21 protein-coding genes are annotated in these 21145 nt (G+C 71.1%); 11 read left to right on the forward strand and 10 right to left on the reverse strand.

Translation table 11 applies throughout. From position 1 onward, the window contains the following. Nucleotides 1–125: 125 nt before the first annotated feature. Nucleotides 126–917 (forward strand): leucine-rich repeat domain-containing protein, encoded by a 792-nt coding sequence (locus tag ACFQ6X_RS00170; RefSeq protein ID WP_383173494.1) that lies wholly within the window; start codon nt 126–128, stop codon nt 915–917. 94 nt (nt 918–1011) lie between these two features. Here ACFQ6X_RS00170 and ACFQ6X_RS00175 read toward each other — a convergent pair whose 3' ends face one another. The 5 genes from ACFQ6X_RS00175 to ACFQ6X_RS00195 all read right to left on the reverse strand — a co-directional run bounded on the left by ACFQ6X_RS00175 (nt 1012) and on the right by ACFQ6X_RS00195 (nt 5881). Then, entirely contained in the window at nt 1012–2820 is a 1809-nt protein-coding gene (locus ACFQ6X_RS00175) for a choline/carnitine O-acyltransferase (RefSeq protein ID WP_383173497.1), read from the reverse strand. Nucleotides 2821–2859: 39 nt separating this feature from the next. Continuing rightward, nucleotides 2860–3660, reverse strand: a complete 801-nt coding sequence (locus ACFQ6X_RS00180; RefSeq protein WP_383173500.1) for a class I SAM-dependent methyltransferase — start codon at nt 3658–3660, stop codon at nt 2860–2862. A 59-nt stretch (nt 3661–3719) separates the two neighbouring features. Then, nucleotides 3720–4583, reverse strand: coding sequence for an arpA protein (locus ACFQ6X_RS00185; RefSeq protein ID WP_383173503.1), 864 nt, complete (start codon nt 4581–4583; stop codon nt 3720–3722). A 106-nt stretch (nt 4584–4689) separates the two neighbouring features. Continuing rightward, entirely contained in the window at nt 4690–5496 is an 807-nt protein-coding gene (locus ACFQ6X_RS00190; protein ID WP_383173506.1) for a hypothetical protein, read from the reverse strand. A 115-nt stretch (nt 5497–5611) separates the two neighbouring features. Beyond that, on the reverse strand, nt 5612–5881 hold the full coding sequence (locus ACFQ6X_RS00195) for a hypothetical protein (protein ID WP_329211809.1): 270 nt from the start codon (nt 5879–5881) through the stop codon (nt 5612–5614). Between the two features lie 119 nt (nt 5882–6000). Here ACFQ6X_RS00195 and ACFQ6X_RS00200 point away from each other — a divergent pair, with 119 nt between their 5' ends. Together ACFQ6X_RS00200 and ACFQ6X_RS00205 are read left to right on the forward strand one after the other, a co-directional pair. After that, entirely contained in the window at nt 6001–6360 is a 360-nt protein-coding gene (locus ACFQ6X_RS00200; RefSeq protein ID WP_383173509.1) for an arsenate reductase family protein, read from the forward strand. A gap of 26 nt (nt 6361–6386) precedes the next feature. Then, the gene (locus ACFQ6X_RS00205; protein ID WP_383173512.1) at nt 6387–7331 is read left to right on the forward strand and encodes a hypothetical protein; all 945 of its coding nucleotides are present in this window, start codon (nt 6387–6389) and stop codon (nt 7329–7331) included. Nucleotides 7332–7336: 5 nt separating this feature from the next. Here the strand turns inward: ACFQ6X_RS00205 and ACFQ6X_RS00210 are convergent, their stop codons facing one another. Then, nucleotides 7337–7834, reverse strand: coding sequence for a carboxymuconolactone decarboxylase family protein (locus ACFQ6X_RS00210; protein ID WP_383173515.1), 498 nt, complete (start codon nt 7832–7834; stop codon nt 7337–7339). Nucleotides 7835–7881: 47 nt separating this feature from the next. On the opposite strand from ACFQ6X_RS00210, the gene ACFQ6X_RS00215 reads away from it, so the two are divergent. Continuing rightward, on the forward strand, nt 7882–9291 hold the full coding sequence (locus ACFQ6X_RS00215; protein WP_383173517.1) for a PLP-dependent aminotransferase family protein: 1410 nt from the start codon (nt 7882–7884) through the stop codon (nt 9289–9291). A gap of 110 nt (nt 9292–9401) precedes the next feature. After that, nucleotides 9402–10088: a hypothetical protein gene (locus ACFQ6X_RS00220; RefSeq protein ID WP_383173520.1), complete on the forward strand. Its 687-nt coding sequence runs from the start codon at nt 9402–9404 to the stop codon at nt 10086–10088. An 18-nt stretch (nt 10089–10106) separates the two neighbouring features. On the opposite strand, the gene ACFQ6X_RS00225 is transcribed toward ACFQ6X_RS00220, so the two are convergent. Then, nucleotides 10107–11063, reverse strand: coding sequence for a Gfo/Idh/MocA family protein (locus tag ACFQ6X_RS00225; protein WP_383173522.1), 957 nt, complete (start codon nt 11061–11063; stop codon nt 10107–10109). 204 nt (nt 11064–11267) lie between these two features. On the opposite strand from ACFQ6X_RS00225, the gene glnII reads away from it, so the two are divergent. Together glnII and ACFQ6X_RS00235 are read left to right on the forward strand one after the other, a co-directional pair. Next, nucleotides 11268–12287 (forward strand): glutamine synthetase, encoded by a 1020-nt coding sequence (gene glnII / locus ACFQ6X_RS00230; RefSeq protein WP_383173525.1) that lies wholly within the window; start codon nt 11268–11270, stop codon nt 12285–12287. Between the two features lie 403 nt (nt 12288–12690). Continuing rightward, nucleotides 12691–13320 carry a winged helix-turn-helix domain-containing protein gene (locus tag ACFQ6X_RS00235; RefSeq protein WP_383173528.1) on the forward strand — a complete coding sequence of 210 codons (630 nt, stop codon included), beginning with the start codon at nt 12691–12693 and terminating at the stop codon, nt 13318–13320. 58 nt (nt 13321–13378) lie between these two features. On the opposite strand, the gene ACFQ6X_RS00240 is transcribed toward ACFQ6X_RS00235, so the two are convergent. Beyond that, entirely contained in the window at nt 13379–15508 is a 2130-nt protein-coding gene (locus tag ACFQ6X_RS00240; protein WP_383173531.1) for an MMPL family transporter, read from the reverse strand. A 229-nt stretch (nt 15509–15737) separates the two neighbouring features. Between ACFQ6X_RS00240 and ACFQ6X_RS00245 the strand changes: the two genes are divergently transcribed. Both ACFQ6X_RS00245 and ACFQ6X_RS00250 read left to right on the forward strand, forming a co-directional pair. Beyond that, a complete protein-coding gene (locus tag ACFQ6X_RS00245) occupies nt 15738–17006 on the forward strand; it encodes a sensor histidine kinase (protein ID WP_383173534.1) in 1269 nt (422 codons plus the stop codon). After that, on the forward strand, nt 16991–17638 hold the full coding sequence (locus ACFQ6X_RS00250) for a response regulator transcription factor (protein WP_329211787.1): 648 nt from the start codon (nt 16991–16993) through the stop codon (nt 17636–17638). The genes ACFQ6X_RS00245 and ACFQ6X_RS00250 overlap by 16 nt, the downstream gene beginning before the upstream one ends. A 53-nt stretch (nt 17639–17691) precedes the next feature. Here ACFQ6X_RS00250 and ACFQ6X_RS00255 read toward each other — a convergent pair whose 3' ends face one another. Further along, the gene (locus ACFQ6X_RS00255; protein WP_383173539.1) at nt 17692–18174 is read right to left on the reverse strand and encodes a MarR family winged helix-turn-helix transcriptional regulator; all 483 of its coding nucleotides are present in this window, start codon (nt 18172–18174) and stop codon (nt 17692–17694) included. A 69-nt stretch (nt 18175–18243) separates the two neighbouring features. Between ACFQ6X_RS00255 and ACFQ6X_RS00260 the strand changes: the two genes are divergently transcribed. Further along, nucleotides 18244–18798 (forward strand): carboxymuconolactone decarboxylase family protein, encoded by a 555-nt coding sequence (locus ACFQ6X_RS00260; RefSeq protein WP_383173542.1) that lies wholly within the window; start codon nt 18244–18246, stop codon nt 18796–18798. A gap of 137 nt (nt 18799–18935) precedes the next feature. Next, entirely contained in the window at nt 18936–20477 is a 1542-nt protein-coding gene (locus ACFQ6X_RS00265) for a DUF1996 domain-containing protein (RefSeq protein ID WP_383173545.1), read from the forward strand. 59 nt (nt 20478–20536) lie between these two features. On the opposite strand, the gene ACFQ6X_RS00270 is transcribed toward ACFQ6X_RS00265, so the two are convergent. Further along, complete coding sequence (locus ACFQ6X_RS00270) at nt 20537–21019, reverse strand: hypothetical protein (RefSeq protein WP_383173548.1); 483 nt, start codon at nt 21017–21019, stop codon at nt 20537–20539. Nucleotides 21020–21145 lie beyond the last annotated feature (126 nt).

The raw sequence follows: 21145 nt of genomic DNA on the forward strand, positions 1-21145 counted from the left end.
GTGGGCGTTGTGGGGGGGGTGGGCGGTGTTGGCCCCCCCCGGGTTGTACCCGGGCCGACGGCCTTTTCCGCGCCCGCCCGCAGAACCCCTGGTCGCACGCCCCGGCGGTTCCGTATGTTGTCGCCATGGGTGAGGGAGATCAGCCGAAGCTGTTCAGCGACCGGTGGGCCGACGCGGTGGGGCCGGGTGGGGACGAGCCCGCCCGTGACCGGTGCCATTGCCTCGACCGGCGCGGGGAGTACAGCGGGAAGCAGGTCGGCTTCCATCCCGACCGGCAGGACACCTCGGCGCCGGGCTGGCTCCATCTGTTGGAGCTGATCGACGAGGCGGCGGCCGACGGCCGGGAGGTGTTCAAGCCGCTGGTCGAGCTGAGCCCGGCCGAGCGGCGCCAGATCGTCACGCTGCCGCCGGCCGTCGCCAAGCTGACCGCGGTCAGGCATCTCGTCCTGTACGGCAGCAACCTGGTGCGCGTCCCGCCCGAGATCGGGGCGATGACGAGCCTGGAGGAGTTCAGCCCGTACACCTCGCACCGGCTGCACTGGCTCCCGTACGAGATCACCCGCTGCGCCGGGTTGCGGGAGAGCACGGTGAGTACGCGGGCCCTGTACGGCAACTTCAAGTACCGGCCTCCCTTCCCCCTGCTCCGGCAGGCGGACGAGTGGGGCCACGGGGCGGCGGACCCCTCTCGGTGGGGTGCGGAGGCGATCCGCGGCTGCGGCGTCTGCGACGGCCCGGTGAAGGACGGACAGCTACGGCAGGTCTGGATGTCGCTCGTTGTGGCGACCGATGTCCTGCCGCTGCTCGTCAACGCGTGTTCGTCGGAGTGCGTCGGTGCGCTCCCGGCTCCCCCGGACGGTTATGTGTCCGTGCCGCATCACGGCGGGCCGGATGTCCGCCAGCCGTCGACGCGCTACTGACGGTGTCTCCGGGGCGCGGTGAAGCCCCGCCGGAGTGGGCAGGCGGCGGGCTGAGCCGTATCGGACGCTCGCCGCCTGCCCGTTGTGCGCGGGATCAGCCCGCCAGCAGTTCGCGCAGTTCCGCGACCGCCTCGCGGAGGCGGTCCGCGAAGGCGTGCATCTGGGCGGCCACCGGGAGCGGGGTGCTCAGGTAGAGGTTGAAGCGGTCGGGCAGCAGGACGTAGGCGATGCCGATGCACTTGCTGCTGGTGGAGCCGAAGCCGAAGTACTGGATGTTCTCCGACGGGGCCGAGCTGGTGCTGAGGTAGTCGTCCCGCATCGTGAGCCAGCCCGGTGAGCGGTACAGGGCGGGCTGTTCGGTGATCCCGAGCTCGGCGCCGCGGCGGCGCTGGATGAGTTCCAGCTCCCACAGGTGCTGTTCGGGGGCGTCCCCGGCCTGGCATTCCTTCGCACGGGTCACATGGGCGGTCGCGGCGGCGCGGAAGGCGGCGCGGCGGGTGTCGCGGTCGGCGGCGGGGTCGTCCATCGCCGCCACGAAGGCGGGCATCTCGGGGGTGACGACGCGCATCGCCTCGGTGCGGCCGTGCCGGAACTGGCGGGTCGCGATCGACTCGTACGTGGCTCCGAGGTGGCCCTTGGCGCGCTGGTGGGCCAGCTGGTAGGCGGTCTGGACGAACGCGTCCGGTGATACGCCGAGCGCCTTGGCCGCGGTGCTGCCGAAGTCGCCGAAGGAGACCGTGCTGGTGGCGGTGGCGGCGCCGTACGCGGCGAACGACTCGGCGGCGGACCGCACCTGGGCCCGCAGGGTGTCGTCCAGCTCGAACGCGAGGGGCTGCGGTACCGGTTGGCCCTGCGCGCGGGCGCCGGACTGACGGGCGTGCTCCTCGGGCGGGGTGCTGAGCAGCGCGTCGGTGAAGCTGAGGATGGTCGTCCCGTCGAGCTCGCAGTGCTCCACGTTGATGCCGGCCCGGCCGTCGGTGTAGACGACGAAGGAGACGGCCTTGTCGAACCAGCGGTTGCCCCGGTCCCCGTACAGCAGCTCGTCGCAGGTGGCCTTGGTGTCCTCGGGTGCGAAGTCCTCCAGACAGACGCAGAACAGCGCGGTCTCGATGTCGTCCAGCGTCTCGGCGTTGCGGGGGTGGGCGAGGAGGGTGTCGCGGGCTGCTGCCCACTCCGCGCGCGCCATGCTGGTGAGGTGGCCGGCCCGGTCCGCCTCGTCCGTGTGCACGTCGGCCTTGGTCACGGCGCACAGCCCGGCTTCGATCTCGTCGAGGCTGTGCGGGGCGCCGTCCTCACCGAGGACGTCCAGCCGGAACATGCTGCCCCGGAAGAACACGACGATGTGCCGGGCCGTGGACGGGCCGGGTGCGCTGTCGCTGTACGGGGCGCGCACGGTGTCCAGCGGGACGCCGGGGATACGGGTCGTGGAGAACAGGTACTTGTTCTGCACCATCGACTGGGGCACACCACGCTGCTCCACCGGCGCGATGAGGCCCTCGTCCAGCTGCCGCTTGTAGTTGAGCGCCCCGGCGACGAGGCCGGCCGCCCGGTCGAGCTGGCCCTGGCCGGTGTCCTGGAACAGGAAGAAGAAGTTGGCGTTGAGCGCGATCCGGTCCCGGCGGCCGAGGTAGCGGTACGGCCAGAAGGTGTCGAGCCAGCTGTGCACGCCCTCCGTGCCGTCGTACTCCTCCAGCGCCGCGTGCAGGACCCGGCCGGGTCCGTCGGGCCGCAGGAAGGCGGCGACCTCGGCCTCGGTCGCCGCCCGCTCCTCGGCGGTCAGGAGCGGTGCGCTCCAGGCGAGGAACCTTTCGCAGCTCGCCTCGAGCGTGGGCAGCGGCACACGCGGCAGGTCGCCCTCCCGGGCGAAGGTGGCGCTGACCGCAACATCCTGGCTGACGTTCAATTCGGCTCTGCTTTCGGTTGGTGGGAAGGGTGGCGGGTGTCAGTGGGGGCGGGAGAGGTAGAGCTGTGCGTACATCCAGCCTTCCTCCTCCAGGCCCCGCGCATCCACTCCGGCCGCCGCCATGCTGTCCAGCACGCGTGTCTGTTCCTGCGGGTCGGCGAACTTCCGCTGCTTGAAGACGTCGTCGACCCGGACGGTGCGGTATCCGAGCCCGGCCAGGGCGTCCTCGACCGGGTCGAAGGGGAACATCCGCAGGACGAAGTGCGCCATCCAGGGGCGCCGTTCGCCCTGCGCCCGCACGACGCGGGTGAGGGTCCGCTCGGTGACGTAGCCGATGCAGCCCGTCGAGATCACGATGTCCGTCCCGGTGAGCCGGGCGTGCTGCTCCGGTGTGGGGTCGTCCCTCTCCAGGTCGGCGTGGACCGCTTCGTCGAGGAAACCGGCCGCGCGGGCGTAGGCCAGGGCGCTGGTGGAGGCGTCCAGGCCGGTGAAGCGGAGGCCGTGCGCGGGACTGCGGGAGCGGGAGAGGTCACGGTCGCGGGCCAGGAGCTCCTCGCGGGACATCCCTGCGGCGTCGCCGTAGCGCGTGTACAGCTCGTCCATCGTGGCGTCGTACTTCAGCAGGGCGGCGTTGATCCCGTAGGAGCAGCCGATGTCCAGGACGGTCGGGACGGACACCTCCTCGGACTCCCGGTACTCCTTGATGAGCTTCTCGAAGTACGGCTTGGCCTGTTGCGGGACGCAGTAGCCGAGGGGGCGGAGCACCTGGAAGTACGTGCGCGGGTCGGGCGCGGTGTAGATGTGGTCGAGCGAGACTTTTCCGTTCGCGTCGAAACGCAAGGGGTTGACTCCTCCGTGGATCGCGGGGCGGGGCAGGAACGGTCTGCGCGGGCCGCCCGCTAGTCCAGCAGCTTGTCGCCCCGTACGGCCCGGCCTTCGGCGGCCAGGTGCGCGGGCAGGACGCGGCCGAAGAGCTGCCGGGTGCGTGCCACGCTCCCGATGACGCCGGGGCGCTCGCTGTAGGCGAAGATCGCGGAGTGGCGTGCCACGTCGCCCCGCACGGGGCTGACGCGGTGCAGTGAGTAGCGGCCCTTGAAGAGCTGCAGGTCGCCGGGGCGCAGGGGAAGCCGGTCGCCCTCGGTGCTGCCGTCCAGTACGTCGCGGACGGCGTCGAAGTGCTCGTCCTCGGCGGACCTGATGTTCGGGCAGTACTCGAAGTCACCGCCGGACCGGGCCTGCTGGGTCAGCATGCTCACGGTGTACTCGTTGGTGTCGAAGTGCCACGGGTGCTCCATGCCCGGCCGTACGACGTTGAGGACGAGCCCGGAGAGCGGGTCGGCGAGCTCGTGCAGCCGCGGCAGTCCGAAGCAGTCGGCGACGAAGCGCTGGAACACCTCGTGCGTGTAGAGCCGGCCGATGAGGGCGCCCTCGGGGATGCGGTCGCGCGCGACGAACGCGTTGCCCCGCTGGAAGGTGCGCCGGCCGGGGTGGTCCTCGGGCAGGTCCGCGTCCACGGCGATGTTGTAGACGTTGACGGTCTCGACGTCGAAGTACGCCTGGGGTGCGATGGCCGCGCACTCCTGGCGCAGGACGTCGTGGAGCGACGGGCGGATGAAGTCCGGCAGTACGGTGCAGCCGACCGTGGCCAGTTCGTGCCGGGCCCTGTCGATCACCGCCTGCCTCTCGACGCTTCCGGGGTCCGACAAGGGGTAGCGGTCCGTGTCGACCACCTGGTCGAGCGTGATGGCTTGCAGAGTGCTCAATTCGACCCTCTCCACGCGCGCGTCGATAACTCAACTGGGGAGTAACAGAGTTGAAGTTCCCACAGCGCAGTCACGTTGTCTGTGACACGCCACACCTTGACGCTCGTCAGCCGAGATCGATCACCGGGCGGACATTGAAGTCCTCGAACATGTCCTCGCCCTCGGGGCCGTTGAGGAAGTCCGCCATGGACGGGTTGTGGTTGGCGGTGGCCAGCGGCAGCCACTCCAGGAAGGTGCCGTAGCCCCCGCAGACCGCTTCCCCTCCGTCTCCGCCGTATACGGAACCGGGGTCCGAGGTCATCTCGGCCGTGTCGTAGACGTCGAAGGCGATACGCAGGCCGAAGGCGTTGGGCCCGTGCTGCGGTCCTGGTCCGCCGCCGTACGGCGGCGTGCCCGCCGGGCAGTCGTTCCCCCAGCGGAACAGCGTCCGCGCCCCCGCCCCGCAGGCGTGCTCCCACTCGTCGGGGGCCGGCAGCCGCAGACCGCTCCCGGCAAGCAGTGCCGGTACCAGGGCGGGGAGTTCGGGGAGCTTCCGGGGCTCCACCGCCATCAGCACGGTGGGCAGCGTGACCGTGCGCCGCGGCGTCATCACGCGGGCCAGGTGGGCCCGCGGGTCCTCGTCGAAGCCGAAGCCGCCGCCGAGGCTCTCCTCCCGGTACGAGACGAGTTGCTCGGGCATCGGCTGCCAGGCGTCCGGATCGAAGCCGACGGTCACCCGGCCCCCTGGTATCAACGCGTATTCCTCACCCGCCCGTTCGACGACGGCGCGGTGCAGGACGCCTCCGAGGTGCGGGGTGGCGTCCAGCCGGACGAGCCGGCCGTCCACCCGGCGGGCGGCTTCCTCGGCGTGGCGCGCGGCCGTGTCCCGGTCCAGGGCACGCCAGTGGTCGAAGGTCAGGTCGGCGAGTGACATGGCGGCAGTCTGGCACCGCCCTCCCCTCGCCCGACTCCCCCCTCCTCCCGTGTCCCGCCTCCCACGGAACGGGACATGCCTGTGCCCCCGGTCTCCGGGGGCACAGGCGCCGTTGTCAGCGGCCGTAGCGGATCAGGGCGCGGACCATGCGGCAGGTGGTGTCGGACGGCGGGTGGATGGCGAGGCGTTCGGCTGTCGCGCGGATCCTGTCGTTGTCGGCGCTCGACGGGTGGTAGACGCCCGTGTCGAGCAGGGCTATCGCCAGGCGCATGGCCTTGAGGCGACGGTTGTGGGAGACGTACCACTCGCGGGGCCTGCCCGCGGGGAGCGGCTTCTTCCGCAGCGGCTTGTTCAGCGGCTCGGTCGTGACTGTGGCAACGGCCATCGGCAACCTCCTGGCACGGTGGTGGAACCCTCACGAACTCCCTCCATTTTACTGCCCGCCACTGACAATCGCCCCTGGCCAGAGGCCTTTTCGAGGATCCCTCCCGTACCCTTGGCCCCATGGAGATCTGGATCAACCCCGCCTGTTCCAAGTGCCGCAGCGCCGTCGATCTGCTCGACGCCGAGGGCGCCGACTACACCGTCCGCCGCTACCTGGAGGACGTGCCCTCCCCCGACGAGATCCGGGCGGTCCTCGACCGGCTGGGGCTGGAGCCGTGGGACATCACCCGGACCCAGGAGGCGGTCGCGAAGGAGCTGGGGCTCAAGGAGTGGCCGAAGGAGGCCGGTTCGCGGGAGCGGTGGATCTCCGCGTTGGCGGAGCACCCGAAGCTGATCCAGCGGCCGATCATCACCGCCGACGACGGGACCGCTGTGGTGGCGCGGTCAGAGGACGCCGTACGGGACGCGCTCGGGCGGTGAGCGGGAGTGTCCCGGGCCCTCCCGGCATGAGTGTCTGTACCGGTTTCGTCATCAGCGGCACCGTGGACGGCGCGGACGCCACCTCCACCCCGGACGAGGTCACCGCGCTCCTCGGGGACGGGTACGCGGAGACCTGCCGCACGGGCCGGTTGCTGCGCTCCTACAGCCTCGCCGAGTTCGCCTGGCAACGGGATGCGCCGACGGCGCCGTGGCAGGGGCTCCCTGTCATGGTGCAGGCCCACCGGCTCGAAGTGCCCCTGCTCGTCGACGACCTGGCGGCAGCTCTGGACCGGCTGGGGTTCCCGCTCGTCGAGGTGGCCCCGGACGGGCTGGGGTGCCGGCGCTTCGTACGTGAGGACAGCGGGGTCGGGTTGCTGGTCGACGAGGAGGACGGGGCGGTACTCAAGCTCTCGGCGCCGGCCTGGTTCGGGCCGGGGCCCCGGAGCGAGCGGCCCCGCTGGTCGCCGGAGACCCTCCGGAACCGGGTGGAGCATCTGGCGGGGCTCGACCAGGACGAGCGGGAGCGGTGGGCGGTGCGGCGTCGTCCGGAGCAGCCGGAGGAGCGCGCGGCCTGGTGGTGGTTCCTGTGGGTGGCCTCCGGCCGGGCGGGAGCCGGGGGCACGGACGAGGAGCGGGCCCGCCGGGCGGGGCTCGGGCTCTGGCTGCTGCGGGAGTGCGAGGCGGCCGGGGCCGTCGGCCCTGCGGAGGCCCTTCTCCAGATGGCCCGGTCCGGGCTGCTGCCGCCGGACGAGACGGTACGCGCCTGCCTCGACGGCATCCCGGTGTCCCGGGCCGACGTGGCGACCCGGGACACCACGGCGTACTCGCGCGAGAACATCACGGTGATCAACCTCTCCCGGCAGGCCAAGCGCCTCTCGCTCGCGACCCGTGAACACCTGCCCCACCTCCGCGACCCGGAACTGCGGGCCGATGCGGAGGCCTGGCTGGAGCTCAGGGCCCGGCTGATGTAGCCGGATCAGCGCTCGTCCGTGCCCGCGCGCTTGGCCGTGGCGAGGGCGATGCGGTTCCAGGTGTTGATCGTGAGGATCAGGGCCAGGAGCTGGGCCAGTTCCTGCTCCTCGAAGTGCGTGGCGGCGCGCTCGTACACCGCGTCGGGCACTCCGGCGTCCGCGACGCGGGTGACCGCGTCCGTGAGGGCGAGGGCTGCCTGCTCCTTCGCCGTGAAGAAGTGCTCCGCCTCCTGCCATACGGCGACCATGTGCAGCCGCTCCTCGCTCTCGCCCGCCTTGCGGGCGTCGCAGGTGTGCATGTGGAGGCAGTACGCGCAGTGGTTGAGGTGCGAGGAGCGGATCTGGACCAGCTCCACCAGGGTCGGGTCCAGGCCCTCACGGGCCGCCGCGTCGAGGCCGATCACGGCGCGGAAGACCTTGGGTGCCGCCTTGGCGAAATTGAGCCGGACGGTGGAGGCGGTCGGGGAGGCGGTGGTGGCGGGCTTGATCTCTGTCGTCGTCATGGGTACGAATCTACGAGGTTCAGTGACTGGTTACGGGGTGCATTTCGGTGGCGGATTCATGGGTCAATTCTGCGGAGATCCTGGGCAGTGATCTGCCGCTCGAACTGTCGGGCACCGGCAACCGGCGGGCCGTCCTGACGCGGGCGCTGCGCGAGGCGATCACGAACGGCCGACTCGCCCCGGGGACCCGGCTGCCGCCGTACCGTTCGCTCGCCGTGGACCTCGGGCTGGCCCGCAACACCGTGGCCGACGCCTACGCCGAACTCGTCGCCGAGGGCTGGCTGGCCGCCCGTCAGGGCTCGGGGACCAGGGTCGCCGAGAGGGCCGTACCCCTCACCCGGACCTATCGGCAGCGCACCCGCGAGCGGACCGCCCGGCCGGTCCACGATCTCGTCCAGGGGAAGCCGGACCCCTCGGTCTTCCCGCGGACCGCCTGGCTGGCCTCGGCCCGGCGGGCACTGGACCGTGCCCCGCACGACGCTTTCGGGCCCGGTGATCCGCACGGGCGGGCCGAGCTGCGCGAGGCCCTGACCGCCTATCTCGCCCGGGTACGCGGCGTGCGGACCTCGCCCGAGCGGATCGTGCTCTGTTCGGGCGCCGCCCACGGGCTGCGGCTGCTGGCGGACGTGGTGGGCGGGCCGTGGGCGGTCGAGGCCTACGGACTGCCGTTCCATCGTGAGCTGCTGGCCGGTCACGGGGTGCGGACCCGGCCGGTCGCCGTCGACGAGCACGGTGCGCGGATCGGGGAGCTTGGGAGGGGGGAGCGGGCGGTGCTGCTCACCCCGGCGCACCAGTTCCCGACCGGCGGCCCGCTGCATCCGGAGCGCCGTGCCGCCGCGGTCGACTGGGCGCGGGCGACCGGTGGTCTGGTCGTGGAGGACGACTACGACGGGGAGTTCCGCTACGACCGGCAGCCGGTGGGCGCGGTGCAGGGACTCGATCCCGAGCACGTGGTGCTGCTCGGGTCCGTGAGCAAGAGCCTCTCCCCCACGCTGCGGATCGGCTGGATGGTGCTGCCCGAACGGCTGGTGGACGGTGTCCTCGCGGCGAAGGGTGAGCGGGAGCAGTGGTCGAGCGCCACGGAGCAGCTGACGCTCGCGGATTTCGTCGAGTCGGGATCGTACGACCGTCAGGTGCGCAGGATGCGCCAGCGCCACCGGCGGCGCCGCGATCAGCTGGTGGCGGCTCTGGAGCGGCGTGCCCCGCACGTCCGGGTGTCCGGGATCGCCGCGGGACTGCACGCGGTCCTGGAACTGCCGCGCGGCACGGAGCGTTCGGTGGTCCGGGCCGCGGCCTGGCAGGGGCTGGCGGTGGACGGGCTCTCCTCGTATCTGCACCCGGCCGCCGTCGGCACCGGGGCGCGGCGGGACGGGCTGGTCGTGGGCTATGCGACCCCGCCCGAGCACGCGTACGAGGAGGCGCTCGCCGCGCTGTGCCGGGCCCTGCCCCCGGAGTGACACCGGGCGGCCGTTGAAACGAAGAGGCCGGTTACCCGTACGTAGGGACACACACGCACCGCACCGGCCGGAGTGCAGCCCGCGCTCCGGGCCGAGGACAGGAGCCCTACGTGTCACGCAAGAAGACCATCGGCCGGAAGAAGAAGCTCGCCCTGCTCGCCGGGGCCGTCGCGCTCGCCGGAGGGACCGCGGCCGTGCTGGCCGGGACCAGCCAGGCGTCGCAGTCGCCGTCGGCGGACGCCTCGTCGGTCGTCTGTACAGGGCTGGCCACGGCCCTGAGCAACAACGAGCAGTTCATCGCCGGCCAGCGGGCGAATCCTGACGCCCTGTCCCCGGCGCGGATCGAGAACCGGGAGGCGGTCCTCGCGCAGATCCGGCGCCAGCAGGCCGCCTCGGGATGCGCGGGCGAGGCCGCTCCGCCCGCCGCACCCCCGGCGGAGCCCCCTGCCGCCTCGCAGCCCGGGGAAGCTCCGGCCGGGGAAGCGCCGGAGGCTCCGGCCGAGGAACCGACGGACGCCGCGCCGCCCGGCGGAGGGGACCAGGCGGCCGGGGAGGTCGTGTGCGCCGGGTCCACCGTGACGCTCTCCGGCGAGGGCGGCGCCCCTGCCGCGTCCAGCAGCCAGTTCCCCGTCGGCACCGAGCTCAGGGTGACCAACCTCGACAACGACAAGGCGACGACCGTGCAGGTCACCTCCGTGTCGGGCAGCTGCGCCCTGCTGAACAACGCCGCGTTCGAGCAGGTCCGCGAGCCCGGCAAGTTCCTGATCCGCAACGCCCGCATCGAGCGCGTGGGCTGAGCGGGCAGGAGCCGGGGTTCAGGGGCGCGCGGGCACCGGCCCCAGTCCCGCTTCGGCCTGCGCGAGCAGCTCCGTGAGCCGCAGTCCGAACCGTACGTCGCAGGGGTGCGCCACTCCCGTGCGCGCCGCCTCCACCAGCGCGTCCACGGCGGTCCGGAACCCGCCGAGCGCGTCGTCGAACCCCGGGGGCAGGGCGGCCGTTCCGTGCTCGCCCCTGAACTCGACGTCCGTCCCCACCGCACCCTCCGGTGCGTCCAGCGCGAGCGTCACCGTGCTGGACGCACCGGAGGTGTGCCGGAGCAGCAGGTGCGTGGTGTCGGCCGGTCCGCGTGCCGCCACGACCTCCGTCACATCTCCCAGCACCGGGATCAGGACGGAGAGTGCGTGCGGGCCGACGTCCCACAGGGCGCCCTTCTCGCGGCGCCAGGCGGAGGCGGCGAACTCGTTGCTCGTCCCCGGGGCGTAGAGCGCGCCGATCCACTGGGCCCGGGCCGTGAACCAGCCGCCCGTCGCGGCCTGTTCGGCGATCCACCGGGCCGTCCCGGCGGCGAACCGGAGGGTGCAGAAGACCACCGAGGCGACCTGGGCCCGCTCCGCGGCCTCGGCGACCTCGCGCGCGCCCGCCACCGTCGTGGCGACCGGCTTGTCCATCAGCAGGTGGCAGCCGGCGGCCGCGGCGCGTGCGGCCAGGGGTGCCTGGATGTCGGGCGGCACGGCGAAGGCGACCGCGTCGCTCACGGCCAGGAGCGCGTCGATGCCCGCGTCGCCGGTGTACGCCTCGGTGTCGTGGGCGGAGGCGAGGGCCTCGGCCGCTTCGGGACGGCGGCCCCAGACGCCGCTCAGCTCGACGCCGGGGTGTCCGGCGAGGGCGGGGGCATGGGTCATGCGGGCCCATGGGCCCGCGCCGACGAGGCCTATCCGCATCGGGGTGCCCGGTGCGGGGCGGGTCGGTGCGGACGCAGATGGTGTGGTCATGCAGCAAGTGTGCCCGGCCTGTCCTGCGGCTCGGACCGTATCCAGTGCGCCGTACGGTGAGACGCCCCAGGGCCCTGGGTACCTGCTGCAGGGCATTCGCAGGAAACCTCGGTAACACGTGGTTCACATTCGGGCAACGGACGGGAAATCGCACCTTGCCAAGCTGCGCTCCATAGACCGCAGCACCCGCAAAGGATGGCGTCCGTGACGTTCAAGGCTGAGTACATCTGGATCGACGGCACCGAGCCGACCGCCAAGCTTCGTTCCAAGACGAAGATCATGACCGATGGCGCGGAGCTGCCCATCTGGGGCTTCGACGGTTCGAGCACCAACCAGGCCGAGGGACACGCCTCCGACCGGGTTCTGAAGCCGGTCTTCTCGTGTCCGGACCCGATCCGCGGCGGTGACGACGTACTCGTCCTGTGCGAGGTCTTCAACATCGACATGACGCCGCACGAGTCGAACACCCGCGCCGAGCTGCGCCCGGTCGCCGAGCGGTTCGCGGGCCAGGAGCCGATCTTCGGCATCGAGCAGGAGTACACGTTCTTCGACGGTCACCGTCCGCTCGGCTTCCCCGAGGGCGGTTTCCCGGCGGCTCAGGGCGGCTACTACTGCGGTGTCGGCTCGGACGAGATCTTCGGCCGCGACATCGTCGAGAAGCACCTCGACAACTGCCTGAAGGCGGGCCTCGCGATCTCCGGCATCAACGCCGAGGTCATGCCGGGCCAGTGGGAGTTCCAGGTCGGTCCGGTCTCCCCGCTGGAGGTCTCCGACCACCTGTGGGTCGCCCGCTGGCTGCTGTACCGCACCGCCGAGGACTTCAACGTCTCCGCCACCCTCGACCCGAAGCCGGTCAAGGGTGACTGGAACGGCGCGGGCGCGCACACCAACTTCTCCACGAAGGCGATGCGCGAGGGCTACGAGGCGATCATCACCGCCGCCGAGTCCCTCGGTGAGGGCTCGAAGCCGATGGACCACGTCAAGAACTACGGCGCGGGCATCGACGACCGTCTGACGGGCCTGCACGAGACCGCCCCGTGGAACGAGTACAGCTACGGCGTCTCCAACCGCGGCGCCTCGGTGCGTATCCCGTGGCAGGTCGAGCAGGACCAGAAGGGCTACATCGAGGACCGTCGTCCGAACGCCAACGTCGACCCGTACGTCGTCACGCGGCTGATCGTCGACACCTGCTGCACCGCGCTGGAGAAGGCCGACCAGGTCTGATCCGCACGGCATCGTTCCACCGGCGAGGGCGCCCACCGACTGCGGTGGGCGCCCTCGCTGTCGGTGCGGTGTGCCGGCGTGGGGGCCTCGTGGGCCGAGGGACCACCGGGGCGGAAGTCGCAGGTGAGGAAGGTAACTCGGCGGGACCGTATCGACGGGTGAGAGGGCTCTGCTACACAGCCGCAATCTCTGCTTCAATGGGGGCATGGCCAGCTTCCAGTACACCTCGTCGGGTCGCAGCGACCTCGAGCCGTTCTGGCCCTCTCGTCAGCATCATGACTTCGACCGGGTGTGTTGCCGCGCGTGGAACGCGCAGGCCCTCTAAAGCCGCTCACCCCGGTCTTCGGCCCGCGCGCACGACGTACGTCCATCGACGACTCCTCGCGCGAAAGAGCTGACCCTCATGGCGAACACTCGTACCCTCTCCACCGCGTCGGCTGCCACCGCGGCCTCCGCGGTGTCCGCTGCGGCCACCACCACCGCCCGCAACACCCTCTCCCCCAACCGCCACCGGCTGCGTGCCGTCGACCGTGACGAGGTCGTGGAGCTCGCCGATGTCGCCGGCTTCCTGCCGCCGGGCGCCACCTGGCTGCCCGCCCCGCAGCACACGCTTCCGGCACTGCCCGGCCGGCCGCCGATGATCGGCTACCTGGTGCTCGTCCCCGCGGACCAGCAGCCGGCGCTCGCCGGGGCCGTCGCCTCCTCCCAGCACCGGCAGTTCGTGCCGGAGCCTCTCTCCGAGGCTCCGGCCGGCGGGCCCGTCCGGATCGACTCCACCCGGCGCACCGCGGCCGTGGACGGGGTCACCCTCGACCTCACGTACCTCGAGTTCGAGCTGCTGGCGCATCTGGTGGCGCATCCGCACCGGGTGCACACCCGCGATCAGCTCGTGACGACCGTCTGGGGCTACGGACACGTGGGCGACGGGCGCACCGTCGATGTCCATGTCGCCCGGCTGCGCCGCAAGCTGGGTGCCGAGCACCGCCGTTCGATCCAGACCGTCCGGCGCGTGGGCTACAAGTACGCCCCCTGACGGGAAGGAAGGAGGCCCCGGGGTTCCGGGGCCTCCTTCTCTTTGTCCTGGAGCGGGGTCAGCCGCGTGCTCCCGCCGCCAGCGGGTCGGCGGCGGGCTCGGCAGGCTCGCTGTGCTCCAGGCTCGGCAGCCGGGAGAGTCCGCGCGGGACCCGCCAGTTCCGCTCGCCCAGCAGCAGCATGACGGAGGGCAGCAGGACCATCCGTACGACCGTGGCGTCCAGCAGCACCGCGACGGCGAGGCCGACGCCCATCTGCTGCATGTCCTGCATGGACAGGGTCCCGAAGACGGCGAAGACGGCCACCATGATCGCCGCGGCGCCCGTCACCGCTCCCGCGGTGCGCCGGATACCCATGTCGATCGCGGAGCGGGTGTCCAGTCCGCTGTCACGGGCTTCACGGATCCGCGAGACGACGAACACGTGGTAGTCCATCGAGAGGCCGAACAGGACCACCAGGACGAACAGCGGCATCCAGGACTCGATCGCGCCGACACCCTCCGAGCCGATCAGCTCGGCGCCCCAGCCGTGCTGGAAGACGGCGGTCATGACTCCGTAGGCGGCGGCGACGGAGAGCAGGTTGAGCAGGATGGACGTCACCGCGATGACGTAGCTGCGGAAGCAGAAGAGCATCAGGAGGAAGGTGACGGCGGTGATGAAGGCGAAGACCGGGACGATGCCGCGCTTGAGCTGGTCGTTGAAGTCGGCGGACGAGGCCACCTCACCGGTGACGTAGGCCTCGGCGCCCGTCCCGTCGAAGGCGTCCGGCACCCGCCGGTCACGCAGTTCGGCCAGGTCGGCCTTGCCGCCGGGCAGCGGGACCTCGATCTCGGCGACGTTCTGCGCCGCGTGGACGGTCACCCGGTCGAAGGACGCGAGTGCCGTACGGACCTCCGGTGCGCCGATGTCGTCGGCCCTGACGACGACGAGGGCGGGGGCGGGGCCGCCCGGGAAGCTGTCGGAGATGCGCCCGTAGTCGATCGCCAGCTGCGAGTCGGAGCCGAACTGCTTCTCCAGGCCGAGCTGTTCGGTCTTCATGCCGAGCGCGGGCGCGGCCAGGGCGAGCAGGACGAGGACCGCCGCCACGGCGAAGACCTTCGGCGCGGCCAGGACCGGCCCCAGCACCCTGCCCGCGATGCCGCCGCTCGCCTTCGCGCCCCGCTTGCCGCGCCGGTTCAGGAGCGGTACGCGCCCTGCGTCGATCCGGTCGCCGAGCCAGGACAGCAGCGCGGGCAGCACGGTCACGGATCCCAGCATCGCGATGAACACGACGATGATCGTGGCGAGCGCGAAGCCCTTGAACAGCAGCAGACCGGAAAGGAACATGCCGGCCATCGCGACCATCACGGTGAGCCCGGAGACGAGGACGGCCCGCCCGCTGGTGGCGGCGGCGATGCGCAGCGCGGTCTCGGCGTCGCGCCCCGCGGCCCGCTCGTCGCGTTCGCGCCGCAGGTAGAACAGGCAGTAGTCGACGCCGACGGCGAAGCCCATCAGGAACATCACGGAGTACGTGGTCTGGAAGAGGTGCAGCTGGTGGCTGGCGAGCGACAGCAGCCCGAACGCGGCCATGCAGGCGGTCAGCGCGAGGCCGACCGGGAGCAGCGCCGCCACCACGGCCCCGAAGGCGACCAGCAGGATGCCCAACGCCAGTGGCACGGCGGTGAATTCGGCCTTCCGGAAGTCCTCGGAGAGCAGGTCGCCGAGCCACTTACCCGCACTGGCCTCGCCGAACTGGTGGATCTCGACATCGCTGTGGCGCTCACGGACACCGGACACCGCGTCCAGTACCGGCTGCACCCGGTCGGCGGAGGTCGCCGCGTCGCCCTTCATCTCGAAGGTGATCAGCGCGTCCTTCCCGTCCTTCGAGGCAACCGGAGCCGCGAGGTTCTGGACCTCCGCGGTGCCGCCCAGGGCCGCGGTGATCTCACCGGCCGCTGTGCGCCATTCGCCGGCACGGGCCGCGGACACCATGACCAGCTCCCCGGCGGGGTGGCCGAGGCCCGCGTCGTCGAGGATCTGCTCGGCCCGGGCGGAGTCGCCGGCACCGTTCTCCGACTCGGACATCTCGACCATGCCGGATGCGCCGCCGATGCCGGTGGCGAGCACGACGAAGAGCAACCAGCCGAGAACGGCCGTCTTACGGTGGTGTGCGCTCCACACACCGATGCTTGCCGCGAGGTTGCGCCTCATGCGGTTTCGCCCCCAGAAGTAACGTCGGACAGGATGCATCCGAATCTAGGAACCGCAGGGCCGGCGCCCCAGCCGCCGAAGCCCCCTGTCCGGGAGCCGTAGCACCAGGCCGTGAGGGTGGTGCTGGGTACACCCCGCCCGGGTGGTGGAACGGCTGACGGTCCTCATGGGATGCGGGCGAGACTGTGGCGAACGGGTTCCGACCGGGCCCCGGCGAGGGGAGAGCAGGATGTATGCGTCACGGAGCCGGATCAGGGGTTCGATGCTTGCGGCCGGGCGGTCGTTCGTCCTGGGGTTCGCCGCGACGGCGGGGTCGATCACACTCTTCGTGCTGTCGGTGCTCTCCATCTCCTTCGTCCTGCTGGGCATCGGGCTGATCACCACCCCGTATGTGCTGCACCTGGTGCGCAAGCACGCCAACCAGCGCCGGCTGCTGGCGGTGACCTGGTGCGATGTCCGCATCCCGGTTCCCTACCGGCGGTTCCCGCCGGACCTGCGCACCGGCTTCACCGGGCAGGTGGAGCGCACCATGCTCATGCTGAAGGACCCGGCGACGTGGCGGGACCTGCGGTGGCTGCTGGTCGACATGACAGCGGGCTATGTGCTGCTGGTGGTGTCCTTCGCGCTGATGGTCTACCCGGTGGAGGGGATCGTCCTGGCGGCGGGCCTGTGGCGGGTGTTCGAGGACAGCACGTACTGGTACGGATTCGTGCCGGTCAGCAGCCAGGCGACGGGGCTGGCCGCCGCGGCGCTCGGCATCGCGATCTTCCACCTCGGCCTGTGGGCGAGCCGGCCCCTGCTGCGCCTGCACTTCGTACTCGCCCGGTCGGTGCTGGCGCCCACCCACGAGCAGGAGATGGCGCAGCGGATCGACCGGCTCACCGAGACCCGGCACGAGGCCGTGGACACGGCGGCGTCCGAACTGCGGCGCATCGAGCGGGACCTGCACGACGGGGCACAGGCCCGGCTGGTCGCCATGGGCATGAATCTGGGCACCATCGAGGCGCTCGTCGAGAAGGACCCGGCGCAGGCGAAGAAGCTGCTGGCGATGGCCCGCGCGTCCTCCGCGGAGGCTCTCACGGAGCTGCGCGATCTCGTACGGGGCATCCACCCGCCGGTCCTCGCCGAGCGCGGGCTCGGGGACGCGGTGAAGGCCCTGGCCCTGCGGCTGCCCGTCGAGTCCGAGGTGAACGTGGAGCTCACGGGACGGGCCGAGGCACCCGTGGAGTCCGCCGCGTACTTCGCGGTCAGCGAGGCCCTCACCAACGCGGTGAAGCACTCGGGGGCCGAACGCATCTGGGTGGACATGCACCACGCCGAGGGAATGCTGCGGATCTCCGTCACGGACAGTGGCAAGGGCGGCGCGGCGATCGGAACCGGCTCGGGACTGAGCGGAATCGAACGCCGACTGGGTACATTCGACGGCGTACTGGCCGTCAGCAGCCCTGCGGGCGGTCCCACCATGGTGACCATGGAGATCCCTTGCGCGTTGTCCTAGCCGAAGATCTCTTCCTGCTCCGCGACGGCCTGGTGCGCATGCTCGAGGCCTACGACTTCGAGGTCGCGGCAGCCGTGGAGACCGGGCCCGAACTGACCAGGGCCCTGGCCGAGTTGGAGCCGGACGTCGCCGTCGTCGACGTCCGGCTCCCGCCGTCGCACACGGACGAGGGCCTGCAGTGCGCGCTGGCCGCCCGCCGCAGCCGGCCCGGCCTGCCGGTCCTGGTGCTGTCGCAGCACGTGGAGCAGCTGTACGCACGGGAGTTGCTGGCCGACGGCAACGGCGGCATCGGCTACCTCCTGAAGGACCGGGTCTTCGACGCGGACCAGTTCATCGACGCGGTCCGCCGGGTGGCGGCCGGTGGCACGGCGATGGATCCGCAGGTGATCTCGCAGCTGCTGTCGCGACGGTCCCAGGACAAGCCGATCGGCGGGCTCACCCCCCGGGAGCGCGAGGTCATGGAGCTGATGGCGCAGGGCCGTTCGAACGCGGCGATCGCGGGGCAGATGGTGATCACGGAGCGGGCGGTGGCCAAGCACACCTCGAACATCTTCGGAAAACTCGGACTGCCGCCGTCGGACGACGACAACCGCCGGGTGCTTGCGGTGCTCGCCTATCTGGACCGGGGCTGACCCGCTCCGCGACCGCGCCGACCGATCGCGCGTACTGACCGGCCTTCGCCCGCTCAGCCCGCGAACCACCTCTCCGCGTCCAGCCGGAACGCGTTCGCGGGGGCCATCGTGCGCAGGTCGGCCTCCAGCGCCCGCACCCGCTCGGCCCCCAGCGCCCGGACCCACTCGGCGCGGAGCCGGTCGAAGCCCTCGGCGGACCTGGCCAGCATGTCGATGCCGCGGGCGGTGAGCCTGACCAGCTTGCGCCTGCCGTCCTCGGGATCGTCGACCCGCTCCACGTAACCGAAGCCCTCGAGCTTCTCGACGGTCTTGCCCGCGGCCTGTTTGGAGACCCCCAGCCGACGGCCGATCTCGCTGGCGCTCGCCCCGTCGCGCCCGACGGCCTGGAGTGCGAAGCCGTAGGCGGGACGTACGTCCGGGTGGCCGTGCGCGGCCAGCTCGTGGTGCAACTCGTCGATGATCGAGCGGAATCCGGCGAACAGCAGCATCGGCAGCTCGAATCCGGCTCCCGCCCTCTCCTCCGCCGGCTCAGCCATTGCGCACTTCGACAACTTGGTTTACCTTTTCGTCAATCACGTTGTCGAGTTTACCGCGAGAGGACCGCCATGCCCGTACCCGCGTTCCCCGACCACACCCTCCACTCCGCACCGCCCGCCGCCCGCCGCACCATGGAGGCCGTGACGAAGAAGCAGGGCGGCCACCTCCCGTCCGCCGTCGCCCGGCTCGCCACCTCGCCTGAGCTGCTCAACGGCTTCCTCCAGGCCAGTGCGACCTTCGAGGCGAGCACCCTGGACCCGCTGGCGCGCGAGGTTGTCGTCATGACGATGGCCACCCGCAACGCGTGCCACATCTGCGTGGCCATGCACACGGCGAGGCTGACAGAGCTCGGCGCCGCCCCGGAACTCGTCGCGGCCCTGCGCGCCACCGAGCCGCAGACCCTGCCGGACGAACGGCTCGAGGGCGTACGCCGGTTCACCCTCACCGTCCTCGCGACAGCGGGCGCGGTCGGCGAGGACGCGCTGCAGGACTTCCTGGCGCTGGGCCACACCCCCCGCAACGCCCTGGAAGTGGTTCTCGGCATCGGCACCTACACGATGTCGACGCTGGCCAACCGGATGACGGGAGCGCCGGTGGATGACCGATTGGCCGCCTTCGCCTGAGACTTGAGCATTGCCCGTTCCGGGCGTTCGGGCCGTTTTGGGCCTGGAGAATCCCACGAATTCCACAGCGTTCTGAACGGGCCGGGCGCCCGGCCCGTATGGGACGTCACGCTTCTCCCTCGAAGCAGAGGAGTTCCATGGGACGCACATCGCGCAAGAAACGTTCGACACTCGCCAACCGGGCGATTGTCGCTTCGGTCGCTCTGATTCTGGGCGGAGGTGGGTTGGTCGCCGTCAATGTCTACGCAAGCGCGGGAGAAGGGTCGTGGGGCTCTCCCCCCGACCGCACCCGGAACGCCGGCCGGCAGATGTCCACCATCGACTGCCCCGACGCGGGAATCGCCCTCCCCGACGTGCCCGAACAGGCACGCCCTGAGGTCGACCGCGAACTGGCGGCAATGGATACACAGATCACCGACGCGTACCGGCAATTCGCGGACCGGAAGGAGCAGATCGCACAGGACCCGAACCTTGCCGAAAATGCGGTGCTCGGCCCGCTGAAGAACAAGCGGGCAGCCAGTCTCGACCGGATCGGCATCGCCATTGAACGCAATGCGGCGCAGCGGCCCCAGGGTCTGAACGGCCTCGCACCGTGCAGTCTGCGCGCCGATGACGACGACCAGGGCGGCGGCCAGGACGGCGGCCAGGGGGGCGAGGACGGCGCGGACCAGGGTCAGGACGGCGGCCAGGACGGCGGTCAGGACCAGGGCGGCGACGACCAGGGAGCCGATCAGGGCCAGGACGGTGGCCAGGACGGCGGTGACGACCAGGGCGGGGACGACGGCCAGCAAGGAAATGGCCCCGAAGCCTCCGACTTTGTCGACATCCAGTCCATCGAGCCCAATGTCGACCGGCCCCGAATCCGCCGGGGCGCCTCCCGCGGTACGTTCACCACGGACTGCGGCCGGAACGAGAACGGCAAATTCAACCCTGACAACGTCATTGCCGCACCCGGAGTGAGCAACGGTGCTCACCACATGCACGATTACGTCGGAAATCAGGCCACGGATGCCTTCTCCAGCGATGACGATCTGGCCGGCGGTGAATCGACCTGCCGCAATCAGGGCGACAAATCCACGTACTACTGGCCGGTCCTGCGCCTGCAGAACGGACAGGACGAGAACGACGTGGGCGCCGACGGCGGCGGCAAGGACCAGAACATCGGAGAGATTCAGACTCCGTCGCAGGTCACGCTGAAATTCGTCGGTTCCCCGGCCGGTAAGGTCACGGCAATGCCGCGCTTCCTGCGGATCATCACCGGTGACGCCAAAGCATTCGTCAACGGCGACGCCAACGCCAACGCGTCCTGGAGCTGCACCGGATTCGAGGACAGGCAGCTCAAGGACAAGTATCCGATCTGCCCGGAAGGCAGTCAGGTGGTGCGTTCCTTCGCCTTCCAGAGCTGCTGGGACGGCCAGAACACCGACAGTGCGAATCACCGCACCCATGTGGCGTTCGCCCAGGACGACGGGCGGTGCCCGAACGGCTTCCGGGCCATTCCGCAGCTGGTGCAGCGCATCGTGTACGACGTGCCGCCGGGCCCCGGCTTCGCCGTCGACTCCTTCCCGGAGCAGCTGCACAAGCCCGTCACCGATCACGGTGACTTCATCAACGTGTTCGACGACCAGCTGATGAAGAAGGTGGTGAGCTGCGTCAACGGCGGGCGCAAGTGCCGCTGACGCGGCCCTGACGCCCCCGTTCCCCCCACACAGCGGCACCTTCCCCCGTTCCTGCGCGGTCAGCTCCCGTGGTGACCGGAGTGCCCGCCCTCGCTCCCCCCATTGCCACTGTTCCCCGAGTGGTGAGGCGAGGCGGTCTCCACCGTCCCCCCGAGCCGGCCGCGCAGTGCTGCGACCACCTCCGCGTCACCGACCGCGACCCACCTGCGGCCGACCAGGTACGAACCGCCGTAGTCGTTGGCCTCGTTGATCCACTCCCGCTGGCCGCGGTCGGTGGCGAAGGTGGCCAGCACATAACGTCCGTCGCCGGTGGTGCAGTTGGCCTGCCGGATCTCCTGGGCGTCGGTCTGCAGATTCGGCTCGCAGCTCGCCTTCGTCGCCAGCTGCTCCAGCGTCCCGGTCGCGGTCGGCGGCACGGCGGGCTTGTCGTCGCCGTCCGCTCCCCCGCCGCAGGCGGCAAGCAGGGCAAACCCCGCAAGTACGGCCGCTGCGGCCCGGGGGCCTCGACCTCGTCCTCGTCGCCACTCAAGCTGCTTCACCATCCGGCCATCGTGCCCCGGTGTCGCCTCCCGGTGCGGCGGAACTACGGATTGCGGTCCGGGGCTCAACACGCTGCGACGACCGGCCGGGGCGTGCGCCCCCGGGCGTACCGGAGTGACCATCGCACC

The sequence above is a fragment of the Streptomyces sp. NPDC056452 genome (assembly GCF_042796085.1).
In the GTDB taxonomy this organism is placed as follows: domain Bacteria; phylum Actinomycetota; class Actinomycetes; order Streptomycetales; family Streptomycetaceae; genus Streptomyces.